Source organism: Marinobacter sp. L-13, from assembly GCF_056857715.1.
The window spans coordinates 157,792-171,112 of record NZ_JBSXNQ010000063.1 but is presented as its reverse complement, the minus strand read 5'-3'; the positions used below and the strand labels follow the sequence as shown (position 1 = coordinate 171,112).

Sequence of the window (13,321 nt, the reverse complement as noted above, 5' to 3'; positions counted from 1 at the left end):
GGCTAGTGGTTCCCCTTGCCGGGTCCACAGGGGACTTGCACCCCCAAGTCATCCGGCCAGCACCACCTGTACCGGAACAGCGCCCGTCAAGGCGCTACGCGCCATGCCTGGCGCACAACGTAAAAGAGCCGGCGTTATGCCGGCTCTTTTCGTTGGATTGCACGGACAAGAGTCAATCCTGGGCCATCGCCGAGGCCACGGCCTCCACCCACTCGACGTATGCGGTTTCGTCAGACTCAATGATTCGCGCCCCCACCAGAAAGCTCGACTCGTTGGGTCGACACCAGACCACTTCGACCATCAGACCGAAAGGCTGGGCATGGTTACCAAGAAATACGCTCGCCGGCAGCAGGGCCCCCAGGGAAAGGGGTTCGTCAGCTGTCAGGCAAAGGCCACTGGCCGAAATATCACGAATACCGCAGACAAGGTCCCGCTCCTCGGCTCCGGTTTCTTCCGGCAAGCCGGACTCAAGCTCGAGTATTGCCCTGGCTCGCGCCGTAAGACGGTAATCTGCCCGATTGTCCTGATCAACGGGCGGCTCATTCCGGGTTCCAAAGCTATAGTCATTATCTGTCATTATTGTTTTTCCTGCTTCGGCAATATCAGTTGCGGCCAACGCGAATCCGCCCGACTACCCTGCTAAGGGTGTCGTCGAATTCCGCGGAGGTTCCCAGAACCCGGATCCGTCCTTCGACAATCCTTTCAACCAGGGCGTCCTCGAGAAATTCACGCCTGTTCAGGCCCAGACGGTCCACAAACACGAGCTTTCTCGACGCATTGATGCGCACGGCCAGTTTCAGACGGGCAGGTTCATCAGACGTTTCATCGGGTTCAACGGCAATCCAGCCACCAAGCTTGATAGCATCCACCTGTTTCTCGGCCAGCAGCGTCCTTTCCTTCCGGATCCGTTCCTTTTCAGCCTGTTCATCGGCGAGTCGTTGCTCTTCATCGGCTTGCCGCTGGCGCTCAAGCTCGGCTTCACGTTCCGCTTCCTCCGCCCTTCGCCGTTCTTCCGCGACTTCTTTTTCCCGCCTCAATTCCTCTGCGCGCAGCCTGGCAGCTTCCGCCGCCTGCTCCCTCTGCCGACGCTGCTTCTCGCAGACACGGGCAAGCAGTTCCACGGTTTCTGCCAGCACCGTTCCGAACGGCGTGAGCTGCGGCAATGGCCGGATCTGCTCCTGCTCAAGGGCCCTCTGAAACTCGCCCCAGGTCTGCAGCCCCAGTTTCACGCCGGCGCCGTTCGTCCAGAGGATTTCTGCCGATTCCGGCAAGAACGCATAGAAGTAACGGCGCTGCTCTCCGACACCCTCGCCCTCGACAAACCATTGCCCCTCATACGGTTCAAAAGCTTCTGCCGCGGGCACTTCGAAGCTGAGCCAGGTGCTGTCCCAGTGGAAGCTCCCCGCCGCCGGCAGTGCCTCCACAAGATCCGGCGCCTCCCCTCTCAGCCTGGAAACCATAGCGGATTCGATCCCGGACAGGGACTCCGCAGGCAGTGATTCATTAAAAACCCGTTTCCAGACATCAAGGATCCGATCACCGATCTGTTCGCCCACGTGATAGAGCCGATTACGGTCCTTGTCGGAAAGCGACGGATCACCAATCCAGACCAGCCATTCCAGCAACTTGCTGCCATGTCGCAGGTTCTCTCCGTCGAGACCGGAATCCCAGATCGACTGTTTCAGCAGACCCTGCCAGTGATCAAGTATAAAGCGGACGATCGGAAGCGGCAGCTTGCGCCCCTGGAGAGCCCGACCGATTAATGCCCGGGAAGACTGCTCTGCCTTGCGCTGCTTTGCAGCGCCCTGCTCGGTTTCCAGCAGCCGTTGGCGGAGCTTTCCAACCTGGGCATTCCTCTTCCCGGCGTCTTCCTGCCAGCGATGACAGAATTCGTTAACCGGCTCCGTCTTGCCGGATTCAAAACTCGCGGAAACGGCGATAACCAGCGAATCCAGCTGATCCATCAGAACCTTGGCGGAACGGCCTCCGGAATCACTCCAGCCGCGCCACTCCTGAAGGCTGTCCAGCCACTCCAGTAGCGCCTTGCTGAAGGCTTTCTTGCCCTCCAGATTCATGCGCCAGGCAAGATAGAAGCGCAGCCTTGCCACCCGGCGGGCGAGGCTCGGATGCAGGCCGCTCGTCTTCAGGAACACGTCCATGATGCGGTCAGCCACATAGGCGGCGTTCACCTGTCGGGCTGACCACTCCAGATGAACAGATCGGATAACATGGGTAACCCGTTCGTCACGCTGTTCGGACCAGCAGGAAACCAGCAGTGGGCGCCAGTCGCTGACGGCGTCTGGTTCGAGCTTGCCAGCCGGGTATGGAAGGTCAGGAACACGAATGCCGGCCAGGACATCGTCAATCTTGCCTGAAACCGCTGCAACGGAAGGCACATCCTTCGGTCTCTGCCTGTTTTGCGACATCCGTTCCCCGTACTTAAGAAGCGTTGAAAAGGCCCTGTAAATAACGCAGTATAACCAACTCGCCGGGGTTTACCGCAACCGTGCACCGGCGCTATTCGCGTTAATCTGCAACCCTGTTGGCATATTCTATCGTCCACCAGGGCTGCAACGATCAGAATCGGGGAAGCAGAACAACATGTCGGGCAACAAACTAGAGAATCTGAATGTGGCGAGCCAGGAAGCACTGATCACTCCTGAAGCGCTGAAGAAGGAGATGCCGCTCTCCGACAAGGCCGCAGAAACCGTCTCAAAGGGCCGCCAGGCGATCTATGACATCATGGATGGCAAGGACCACCGGCTATTCGTCGTGGTGGGCCCCTGCTCCATTCACGATGTTGAAGCTGCGAGAGATTACGCCGCGCGCCTGAAGAAGCTTGCCGATGAAGTCAGCGACACGCTGCTGATCGTTATGCGTGTCTATTTCGAGAAGCCTCGCACAACAGTTGGCTGGAAAGGCCTCATCAACGATCCGCACCTGAACGACACCTTTGATATTGAGCAGGGCCTTCACATCGGTCGTCGTCTGCTGCTGGATATCAACGAGCTTGGCCTGCCCGCAGCCACCGAAGCGCTGGATCCGATCTCCCCGCAGTACCTGCAGGACACCATTGCCTGGTCCGCCATCGGCGCCCGTACTACCGAGTCGCAGACTCACCGCGAGATGAGCAGCGGCCTGTCCATGGCGATCGGTTTCAAGAACGGAACCGACGGCAGCCTGGACGTTGCGGTGAACGCCATGAAGTCCGTGTCTCACCCGCACAGTTTCCTGGGCATCGACCAGCAGGGGCAGGTGGCGATTATCCGCACCAAGGGCAATAACTACGGCCACGTTGTTCTGCGCGGTGGCGGTGGCAAACCCAACTACGATTCGGTGAGCGTCGCCCTCTGCGAACAGGCGCTGGATAAAGCAGGCCTGCGCAAGTCGATGATGATTGACTGCAGCCATGCCAACTCCAGCAAGGATCCGGCCATTCAGCCGCTGGTCATGCAGGATGTCACCCACCAGATCCTGGAAGGTAACACCTCGATCCAGAGCCTGATGGTGGAAAGCAACATCAACTGGGGTAACCAGTCCATTCCCGAGAATCTGGCAGATCTCAAGTACGGCGTATCGGTGACCGATGCCTGTATCGACTGGCCAACCACCGAAAAGGCCATTCGGGATATGCGCGATAAGTTGAAGGATGTCTTGCCCAAGCGCAAGATCGGCTGATCAAAGCATGATATAAAACGGGGAGCCTCAGCTCCCCGTTGTCATAACCCCACCTATCCAGTCCAGCCTTTCTCTCAGCGCGACTACTTGGCCGATAATAACCAGTGTTGGCGGCTGGACCGCTTCCGCCTCTACTCTTTCAACGATGTTGCAGAGATTCCCTGTAACCACGCGCTGATCCCTCGTTGTCCCCTTCGAGACCAACGCCACGGGCATTTCCTGGGACATACCGTGGGCGACCAACTGCCGGCAGATAATCGGCAGGCCAACCAGCCCCATGTAGAACACCAGGGTCTGGTTGTTCTGGACAAAGTCTCGCCAGGGAAGATCGCAGGTATCGTTCTTGAGATGGCCAGTCACGAACCGGACTGACTGGGCATAATCCCGATGTGTGAGCGGGATTCCGGCGTAGGCCGCGCAGCCGGAAGCGGCGGTTATACCCGGCACCACCTGAAAGCGTACGCCGGCGTCGGCCAGAGTTTCAATTTCTTCGCCACCGCGCCCGAAGATAAACGGGTCTCCGCCCTTGAGACGGACCACCTTCCGGCCCTGCCTGGCCAGATCCACCAATCGTTGATTGATCTGGTCCTGAGGCAAGGTGTGGTTGGCCCGCTGCTTGCCAACATGAATCATCTCGGCAGTGTCTGGAATCATGGCCAGTATTTCCGGCGACACCAGGCGATCGTAAAGCACGACTTCGGCGGACGTAATCAGCCTCCAGGCTTTGAGTGTCAGCAGTTCAGGGTCGCCCGGCCCGGCCCCGACGAGGGCCACTTCGCCCGCTGATGTGTTCGGGTTCGAGGTCACCGGGTTTACCCTGTACCTTACCGGTGCAGGGGTTGCACCAACGCCCTTCCCTGGCGCACTTTGTTGCTGATCACTCATTGGATTATGTCGACGCCTCCCATGTACGGCCTGAGAACCTCCGGAACCACAATGCTGCCGTCTGCCTGCTGGTAATTCTCCATAACCGCAATCAGTGCGCGGCCAACCGCAAGACCTGAACCGTTCAGCGTATGCACGGGTTCCGGCTTACCGGTTTCCGGGTTACGCCAACGCGCATGCATGCGGCGTGCCTGGAAATCACGTGTGTTGGAGCAGGATGAAATTTCGCGGAACTTGTCCTGTCCCGGCAACCAGACTTCCAGATCGTAGGTCTTGGCCGCCGAAAAGCCCATGTCGCCACCACACAGTACAACGACGCGATACGGCAGCTCCAGCATTTGCAGAACCTTTTCCGCGTGCCCGGTGAGAGCCTCCAGGGCGGCGTCGGAATCGGCGGGACGAACGACATGCACGAGTTCAACCTTATCGAACTGATGCTGACGGATCATGCCGCGGGTATCCCGGCCGTAGGAGCCGGCCTCGCTGCGGAAACACGGCGTATGACAGACCATCTGCAGTGGCAACTCTGCGGCATCAAGGATGGAATCTGAGACCAGATTGGTGGCAGGTACTTCCGCGGTTGGAATCAGATAAAGCGGGTGTTCGCCCTCGGTTTTGAACAGATCCTCCTCAAACTTGGGCAACTGGCCCGTGCCATAGAGGCTATCAGCATTCACGAGGTAAGGTACGTAGGTCTCCAGGTAGCCATGTTCGCGAGTGTGCAAATCCAGCATGAACTGGGCCAGGGCCCTGTGCAGCCGTGCGACCGGCCCTCGCATGACAGCAAACCGCGAGTGGGCCAGGCGGGTCGCGGTCTCGAAGTCCAGGCCTTTCAGACTCTCACCCAGGGCAACGTGGTCCCTGGGCTCGAAATCAAAGCTCCTGGGCGTGCCCCAGGTGCGAATCTGAACGTTGTCGTCTTCACTCTCGCCGGCTGGTACATCTTCATCCGGGAGATTCGGGATACCGGCCAGGAAGGCGTTGAGCTCCTCCTGGAGAGTGCGGAGCTCGTCTTCGGCTTCAGACTTCTGTTTCTTCAGGTCTTCCACCTCGTCCAACAGCGGCTGGATGTCCTCGCCGGCAGCCTTGGCCTTGCCGATCGACTTCGACCGCTTGTTCTGCTCGCTCTGCAGGTTTTCCGTGCTCACCTGAAGGGCACGGCGGCGTTCCTCAAGCTGCTCGAAGGTGGCGGTATCGAATTCGAAATTCTTGATGGTCAGCCGACGGGCGATCTCTTCTGTCTGGGTGCGGACACGTTTGGGATCGAGCATGATTATCCTGAATCTTCCGGTTAGCGATGTTTTGAATGACTGGCCATTATACCTGCACTGGCGCTCGTGGCTACCGCCGAAAAAAGGCTCAGGTGTAGCGTTTGCGGGGGCTTTCGGCGTTGCGGGAATCCAGACGCTGGCGTTTTTCAGCCAGTTTTATCTCGAGACCGCGGTTTACGGGCTCGTAGTAGCGGCGCTCATGAATGGCCTCGGGCAGGTAGGATTCCCCGGCGGCGAAGGCTTCGGGTTCATCATGAGCGTACCGATAAGTATCCCCATGGCCCATGCTTTTCATCAGCTTGGTGGGTGCATTACGCAGGTGTACCGGCACTTCATAGTCCGGGTCCTGGCGGATGTCGGCCATACACCGATTGAAGGCGTTATAAACAGCGTTGCTCTTGGGCGCCAGGGCCAGGTAGGTCACCGCCTGGGCCAGCGCCAGCTCCCCTTCTGGAGATCCCAACCGCTCCTGAGCGTCCCAGGCTTCCATGCTTAGCTGCAGGGCCCGCGGATCGGCATTACCGATGTCCTCACTGGCTATCCGTACCAGACGGCGGGCAACGTAGAGCGGATCACAGCCGCCATCGAGCATCCGGCACAGCCAATACAGCGAGCCGTCCGGATCTGATCCGCGAACGGATTTATGCAACGCTGAGATCTGGTCGTAGAATACGTCACCGCCCTTGTCGAACCGGCGGAGGCTGGTCTGCATGACCTGCTCAAGCTGATCCGCCGTTACCCGATCCGTGCCGGCCTCATCCGGCTCTGCCAGGTCAGCCGCCACTTCCAGGATATTGAGAGCACGGCGGGCATCGCCACCAGACGCGGCCGCCATCAGGGTCAGCACGTCTTCATCAACTCGCAGGCGTCCACCAAATCCTTCATCAACTGTCAGCGCGCGGCGTAGCAACTGAAGGATGTCCTCTTCCTCAAGGTTCTTGAGCACGTAGACACGTGTTCTGGAAAGCAACGCACTGTTCAGCTCAAAAGAGGGATTCTCAGTGGTCGCACCAACGAAGATGAAGGTACCGTCTTCAATGTGGGGAAGAAACGCGTCCTGCTGGCTTTTGTTGAAGCGGTGAACTTCATCCACGAACAACAGAGTGTCCCGACCTTGTGACTGCTTGCGATTACGTGCCCGCTCAACAACGGCCCGGATCTCTTTCACACCGCTCAGTACGGCCGAAACCGTCTCGAAACTGAGATCGCTGACATTGGCCAGTAGTTGGGCGAAGGTGGTTTTACCGACTCCGGGAGGGCCCCAGAGGATCATCGAGTGAAGCTGGCCCTGCTCAACAGCGCGCCGCAGCGGTTTGCCGGGCCCGACCAGATGAGCCTGGCCCACATAGTCATTCAGGCTTGCCGGCCGCATTCTCGCGGCCAGCGGCCGAAAGCCCGCGGATTCCGCGAACAGACTGTCCTGCATCAGGCCCCGTCCCGGATAATATCCACACCCTCCGGATAGTCGAGGGTGAACGCACCCGCTTCAACCGGTTCGTTCAGCCTGATCCGGTCGAAACTCAGTACGCTGAGCTGTGCCAGAGAATCCTGCATACGCATCTCCTGGAGCTCACCCTTGAAGAACGTCAGCCTGAGGGACGTAAAGAGGGAGTCCGGGCTTCTTGGCTCCAGAGTAAATTCACGGGTGTTGTCGCCTATCTGGCGACCGGACACCCTGTAGGTATCCTCCAGATTATCCACCTCACCGCTCAGTAAAAGCGCGGGTGTGGATTGCACTCGATCGTCGAGATTGTGGATCGTGACCTGTTCCAGGTCCGGATCGTAAACCTCCACGGTTTCGCCATTACTGACAATAAACTGCGACAAAGGCGCACTGGTCTCCCAGTAGAACAGCCCGGGGCGCTTGGCCTTCAGGGAGCCACGGGTTTCCTGAACCTTGTTGCCATTCTCGTTAACAACAATCTGGATAAAATCCGCCTGGTAGGACTCGTAGCCCTTCAGCAACGAGGCCAACTCGTTCGCGCTATCGCTGCCCTCACTCGCACTCAGAGGGCCGGCAATAAACACCGCCATGACCAGGGTGGCCAGGCATTTCACAAAAGATCGTCCCATTGCTTGTTACTCCTAATCTCTGGGTGGCGGCGGAGCCAGAACTTCACGTGCCCCGTTGTGGCCTGCGGCGCTTACCACGCCGGATGCTTCCATGGCATCAACCAGGTTCGCTGCCCGGTTGTACCCGATCTTGAATTTTCGCTGTACCGAGGAAATCGAAACGCGCCGCCCTTCGGTAACGAACGCAACGGCCTCGTCGTAAAGGGCATCCCCTTCACTATCCCCGCCTCCTTCCGAGAGGTTGGGAACGCCCGGCAGGCTCTCGCCTTCAGCACCATTGAGAACATCGTCCACGTATACGGGCTCACCCCGAGCTTTCCAGGCACTCACCACGCGATGGACCTCATCGTCATCCACAAACGCACCATGCACTCGTACTGGCAGACCCGAACCCGGTGGCAGGTAAAGCATGTCACCATGCCCCAGGAGCTGCTCAGCGCCACCCTGATCCAGCACCGTGCGTGAATCAATCTTGGACGAGACCTGGAACGACATCCGGGTGGGAATGTTGGCCTTGATCAGGCCGGTGATTACATCCACCGAGGGCCGCTGGGTGGCAAGGATCAAGTGAATACCGGCCGCCCGCGCCTTCTGCGCGATCCGGGCAATCAGTTCCTCAACTTTCTTGCCGACGATCATCATCATGTCGGCGAATTCATCAATCACCACCACGATGAAGGGAAGAGTGTCCAGCTCGGGGCGCTCCTGCTCGTCGTTGGCCAGGTATTCGTCCGGCTTCCAGAACGGATCCAGTAATGTTTCGCCGGCGGCCCTGGCATCCTTGATCTTGCGGTTGTAGCCCGCCAGGTTACGGACCCCGAGGCTGGCCATGAGCTTGTACCGGCGCTCCATTTCAGCGACACACCAGCGTAGTGCGTTGGCCGCCTCCTTCATGTCGGTGACCACCGGCGCCAGCAGGTGCGGAATGCCGTCGTAGATGCTCAGTTCAAGCATCTTGGGGTCCACCATGATAAAGCGGACCTCTTCCGGGCCTGCCTTCAGCAGCATGCTGAGCAGCATGGCGTTGACGCCAACCGATTTACCGGAACCAGTGGTGCCCGCCACCAGCAGGTGTGGCATTTTGGAGAGATTGGCAACCATCGGGTTGCCGCCAATGTCGTTACCCAGTGCCAGGGTCAGCGGTGAGTTCGACTCCTGAAACACCCGCGCGCCAAGCACTTCACTGAGCCGGACCATTTCCCGTTCTTCGTTGGGAATCTCGATACCGACCACAGACTTGCCAGGAATCACCTCGACTACCCGAACGCTCAGTACGGCCAGTGAGCGGGCCAGGTCCTTTGCGAGGTTGGAAATCTTGCTGACCTTCACACCTGGAGCCGGCTTGATCTCGAACCGGGTAATGACCGGGCCGGGATTGACCTCGACTACTTCAACGGATACCCCGAAATCCCCCAGCTTTTCCTCTAGCAGCCGTGACATATGCTCCAGGGATTCTTCCGAATAGCCTCTTTCCTTATGCTCCTCCGGCGGGTCCAGAAGAGAAATCGGCGGAATAGGGCTTTCAATATCTTCCAGCAATGAAGGCTGCTTGTTGCCCTTGTCTTTGGACTGGGTCGGCTGTTCGTCCTTCTTAAAGGGCGAAATCTTCAGCGACCGTCCGGCAGACTGAGGAGATGCCTCGGGTTTGGCGGGTTTCCCGTTAGCGACAGGAGCGTCATCCCGTGAACTGAAGCTTTCGAGCCTTGCAGGTTCCGGGTCAACTTCGGCAGAGAGACCATCCAACGCGGGCTCTTTTCGACCGGTTTCTGGCTTCGACGCGGGCTTCGGGGCTTTTGGCTTCTTCGGCCCAAAGCCTGGAATCCGTTGCCACCAGCGTGGTTTGTCGGCATCTGCTTTTTGCCGTTTGCTGTCCATGGCCGGCACACGGTCCTTGACCACCGGTGGCTCAGCTTTCGGTTCTGCTTTGGGCTCTGGCTTTTTCGATTTGGGCTTGCCTTTGAAAAGGCCTTTGATGGCAAGGCCCGTTCTGAGAGTCAAACCGCCCACCTGATCCATCAGCCAGAACCAGGAGAGACCGGTAGTAACCGTTAACGCGAACAGGAAAATGGCAATCAGTAACAGGGTTGTTGCCGGCAGGTTGAAAAACCGCACCATAGCGTCGGCAACAGCCGTTCCAAGGACACCGCCCGAGGACGCCCCCAGACCAAACACGGAATACAGCGACAACAGACTGGTTGCCGAGAGAAGAATCAGCAAGAAGCCACCGAAGCGCATCATGAAGAGTGGCCAGTGCAGATCCAGGGAATCGTTACGCCGACGGATGAGCATCAACGCGTATCCCGCAATCATGACCGGGAACAGATAGGCAACGTGGCCGAAGAAATCCATGAACAGGCTGGCGAGCCAGGCACCGGTGCGGCCCGCATAATTCTGCACGCTGGTGTCATGACCGATACTGGCCCAGCCCGGATCTGACGGGCTAAAGGTAACCAGTGCCATGGAAAGGTAAATGCAAAGGGCAATAAGCGCGATGACGGCGCCTTCGCGAGCGCCCTGGGCGGCCAGCCGGCGAAAGCGCTGCTGCTTCTCTGTCAGTTCCTGTGGTGCTTTCTTCGCTTTTGCAGATTCGGCCATGAATGCTCAGACGTTATCGGTGCTTTCGTTCCGAAGCGCCTGAAAGCCGCGTTCAAGATCGGTTTTCAGGTCTTCTACGGCTTCGATCCCCACGGAAATCCGTATCAGATTCTCCGTGATCCCGGCCCGCGCCTTATCCTCCGGGGATAGTCGCCCGTGAGTGGTTGTGGCCGGATGGGTGATCGTGGTCTTGACGTCACCGAGGTTTGCGGTGATGGAGATCATCCGGGTGCCATCGATGAAGCGCCATGCCTCCTCCCGCGCACCCTTGAGCTGGAACGACAGCACACCACCAAATCCGGTCTGCTGCTTTTTCGCCAGCTCATGTTGCGGATGACTCTGGAGCCCGGCATAGAAAACACGTTCAACTGCCGGCTGTTGCTCCAGCCACAGGGCCAACTCTAACGCATTGTCACAGTGGGCGCGCATACGAATTGGTAAGGTTTCCAGGCCCTTCTGAAACACCCAGGCGTTAAAGGGGCTCATGGTGGGGCCGGCCGAACGAAGGAAGCCATAGACCTCTTCCATCATCTTATCTGATCCGACCACGACGCCGCCCACGCAGCGACCCTGACCATCCAGATATTTTGTCGCCGAGTGAATCACGATGTCTGCGCCCTGCTCCAGCGGGCGCTGGAGCACCGGCGTGCAGAAGCAGTTATCGACTACGAACAGGGCGTCGTTGTCTCTTGCCAGCTGCCCCAGGATCTCCATATCGGCCACTTCGCACAGCGGATTGGACGGCGTTTCAATAAACAGCATCCGGGTTTCGGGACGGATCGAAGCCTGCCACTCTTCCATATCCGTCAGACTGACAAACGTGGTTTCCACCCCGAAACGTGCCATGTATTTCTGGAACAACACGTTGGTGGTGCCGAACACACCCCGGGAGCAGATCACATGATCGCCGCTCTTCAGTAGCGCCATGCAGGTGCTCAGGATCGCAGACATACCGGATGCGGTGGCGACGGCACGTTCACCGCCTTCCATGGCCGCGATCCGACCTTCAAACGCCTGGACCGTAGGGTTGGTAAACCTGGAGTAGATGTTTCCGGGCTCTTCGCCGCCAAATCGCGCCGCCGCCTGGGCCGCGCTGCCATAAACGAAGCTGGACGTGGGGAATATCGCGTCGCTGTGCTCAAGCTGCCCGGTGCGGATCTGCCCTGCCCTCACGGCCAGGGTGTCCACGGACATCCCGTCCAGGTCGGACTCCGGGATCCAGACAGTTTCTTCGCGGCGAAAAGTCATCTACATCTCCTGCCTGAAAGCGGCGTTCAGTCTTCGTCGTTATGCAAGTCGATAATGCCATTGTCCCCGTCAGCACCACCGGCACTTTCGGATCGTTTTTCGTCATTGCGCAAGCCGTCAATGCGGCTCAGATACGCTTCATCGACATCACCGGTCACATAATCGCCAGTGAATACCGAGCACTCCCATCCCTCAATGTCATCGTTCACTTCACTGACGCAGGTTATAAGGTCCTCCAGATCCTGATAGAGCAGCCAGTCGGCACCAATCAGTTCCCGGATTTGCTCTACGGTGCGCCCGTGGGCAATCAGCTCACTGGCGGAGGGCATGTCGATACCATACACGTTCGGGTAGCGAACTGGAGGCGCCGCAGACGCAAAATAGACCTTACAGGCACCGGCATCCCGAGCCATCTGGACGATTTCCTTGCAGGTTGTACCGCGAACGATGGAATCATCCACCAGCATCACGTTTTTGCCACGAAACTCCAGATCGATCGGGTTAAGCTTCTGTCGGACCGATTTCTTGCGCATTTTCTGGCCCGGCATGATAAATGTCCGGCCGATGTAGCGGTTTTTGATAAAGCCTTCCCGGAATTTCACCCCCAGACGATGCGCCATCTGCATGGCCGACGTTCGGCTGGTGTCCGGAATCGGCATGACAACGTCGATATCGTGATCCGGTGTCTCGCGGAGCACTTTCTCCGCGAGGGTTTCGCCCATGCGCAGGCGAGCCTTGTAAACGGACACCTTGTCTATGATGGAGTCAGGCCGGGCGAAATACACATGTTCGAAAATGCACGGGTACAGATGCGGCTGCTCGGCGCACTGGCGGGTGTAGAGGGTACCGTCAGTTTCGATATAGACCGCCTCGCCCGGGGCAATATCGCGCACGAGGGTGTAGCCCGCTGCGTTCAGGGCAACGCTTTCAGAGGCAATCATGTATTCCTTGCGGCCATTCTCGTCGGTGCGTTCGCCGTAGCAGGCAGGCCGGATACCATTCGGGTCCCGGAAGCCAACAATGCCATAGCCGGTAATCATTGCAATGACGGCGTAGGCACCCCGGCAGCGTTTATGAACCGCGCTGACCGCAGAAAAGATCTCATCCTTGGTCGGGTCCAGCTTGCCAAGCTTCTGCAATTCATGGGCGAACACGTTCAACAGCACTTCCGAGTCGGAGTTCGTGTTGATGTGGCGCAGATCGGTCCGGAACAGGTCCTTGCTGAGATCATCAGCATTGGTCAGGTTGCCGTTGTGAGCCAGGGTAATGCCATACGGGCTGTTCACATAGAACGGCTGGGCTTCGGCGGAGCTGGAACTGCCAGCAGTCGGATAGCGCACGTGGCCTATACCCACGTTGCCCACCAGACGACGCATATGACGGGTATGGAAAACATCCCGTACCAGGCCATTGTCCTTGCGGAGGAAAAACCGTTCATCCTGAAATGTCACAATGCCCGCCGCGTCCTGGCCCCGGTGCTGAAGTACAGTCAGCGCATCATAGAGCGACTGATTGACGTTGGAAGTACTGACGATGCCGACAATGCCACACATGGATAAGTGTATCTCCGA

The 13,321-nt window shown here is 58.4% G+C and carries 9 protein-coding genes and 1 pseudogene; 1 reads left to right on the top strand and 9 read right to left on the bottom strand.

All coding sequences use genetic code 11. The features are described 5' to 3' along the window. Positions 1-172: 172 nt before the first annotated feature. Entirely contained in the window at positions 173-577 is a 405-nt protein-coding gene (locus tag AC13DD_RS16490) for a PilZ domain-containing protein (protein ID WP_008171722.1), read from the bottom strand. Between the two features lie 25 nt (positions 578-602). Further along, positions 603-2,426: a DUF1631 family protein gene (locus AC13DD_RS16485; protein WP_092032493.1), complete on the bottom strand. Its 1,824-nt coding sequence runs from the start codon at positions 2,424-2,426 to the stop codon at positions 603-605. A gap of 175 nt (positions 2,427-2,601) precedes the next feature. Between AC13DD_RS16485 and AC13DD_RS16480 the strand changes: the two genes are divergently transcribed. Further along, complete coding sequence (locus AC13DD_RS16480; RefSeq protein WP_008171726.1) at positions 2,602-3,678, top strand: 3-deoxy-7-phosphoheptulonate synthase; 1,077 nt, start codon at positions 2,602-2,604, stop codon at positions 3,676-3,678. 27 nt (positions 3,679-3,705) lie between these two features. Here AC13DD_RS16480 and cobA read toward each other — a convergent pair. The 7 genes and pseudogenes from cobA to purF form a co-directional block, all read right to left on the bottom strand. Further along, a pseudogene (gene cobA / locus AC13DD_RS16475) lies at positions 3,706-4,647 on the bottom strand (uroporphyrinogen-III C-methyltransferase); the annotation flags it as partial. Beyond that, positions 4,560-5,834, bottom strand: coding sequence for a serine--tRNA ligase (gene serS, locus AC13DD_RS16470; protein WP_338354941.1), 1,275 nt, complete (start codon positions 5,832-5,834; stop codon positions 4,560-4,562). The gene serS and the pseudogene cobA, both read right to left, overlap by 88 nt. Positions 5,835-5,922: 88 nt before the next feature. Further along, positions 5,923-7,260 (bottom strand): replication-associated recombination protein A, encoded by a 1,338-nt coding sequence (locus AC13DD_RS16465; RefSeq protein WP_008171733.1) that lies wholly within the window; start codon positions 7,258-7,260, stop codon positions 5,923-5,925. Beyond that, positions 7,260-7,907, bottom strand: a complete 648-nt coding sequence (lolA, locus tag AC13DD_RS16460; RefSeq protein ID WP_008171735.1) for an outer membrane lipoprotein periplasmic chaperone LolA — start codon at positions 7,905-7,907, stop codon at positions 7,260-7,262. The genes AC13DD_RS16465 and lolA overlap by 1 nt, the downstream gene beginning before the upstream one ends. A 12-nt stretch (positions 7,908-7,919) precedes the next feature. Further along, positions 7,920-10,502 carry a DNA translocase FtsK gene (locus AC13DD_RS16455; protein ID WP_482931499.1) on the bottom strand — a complete coding sequence of 861 codons (2,583 nt, stop codon included), beginning with the start codon at positions 10,500-10,502 and terminating at the stop codon, positions 7,920-7,922. A 6-nt stretch (positions 10,503-10,508) separates the two neighbouring features. Further along, the gene (locus AC13DD_RS16450) at positions 10,509-11,750 is read right to left on the bottom strand and encodes an O-succinylhomoserine sulfhydrylase (protein ID WP_273085497.1); all 1,242 of its coding nucleotides are present in this window, start codon (positions 11,748-11,750) and stop codon (positions 10,509-10,511) included. A gap of 26 nt (positions 11,751-11,776) precedes the next feature. Continuing rightward, complete coding sequence (gene purF / locus AC13DD_RS16445; protein ID WP_092032484.1) at positions 11,777-13,303, bottom strand: amidophosphoribosyltransferase; 1,527 nt, start codon at positions 13,301-13,303, stop codon at positions 11,777-11,779. Between the last annotated feature and the right edge of the window lie 18 nt (positions 13,304-13,321).

Excerpts from the sequence above, each read along its gene's own strand:
- serS (WP_338354941.1), bottom strand. The coding sequence starts at position 5,834 with ATGCTCGATCCCAAACGTGTCCGCACCCAGACAGAAGAGATCGCCCGT.
- AC13DD_RS16465 (WP_008171733.1), bottom strand. The coding sequence starts at position 7,260 with ATGCAGGACAGTCTGTTCGCGGAATCCGCGGGCTTTCGGCCGCTGGCC.
- AC13DD_RS16480 (WP_008171726.1), top strand. The coding sequence starts at position 2,602 with ATGTCGGGCAACAAACTAGAGAATCTGAATGTGGCGAGCCAGGAAGCA.
- AC13DD_RS16450 (WP_273085497.1), bottom strand. The coding sequence starts at position 11,750 with ATGACTTTTCGCCGCGAAGAAACTGTCTGGATCCCGGAGTCCGACCTG.
- purF (WP_092032484.1), bottom strand. The coding sequence starts at position 13,303 with ATGTGTGGCATTGTCGGCATCGTCAGTACTTCCAACGTCAATCAGTCG.
- lolA (WP_008171735.1), bottom strand. The coding sequence starts at position 7,907 with ATGGGACGATCTTTTGTGAAATGCCTGGCCACCCTGGTCATGGCGGTG.
- AC13DD_RS16455 (WP_482931499.1), bottom strand. The coding sequence starts at position 10,502 with ATGGCCGAATCTGCAAAAGCGAAGAAAGCACCACAGGAACTGACAGAG.
- AC13DD_RS16485 (WP_092032493.1), bottom strand. The coding sequence starts at position 2,426 with ATGTCGCAAAACAGGCAGAGACCGAAGGATGTGCCTTCCGTTGCAGCG.
- AC13DD_RS16490 (WP_008171722.1), bottom strand. The coding sequence starts at position 577 with ATGACAGATAATGACTATAGCTTTGGAACCCGGAATGAGCCGCCCGTT.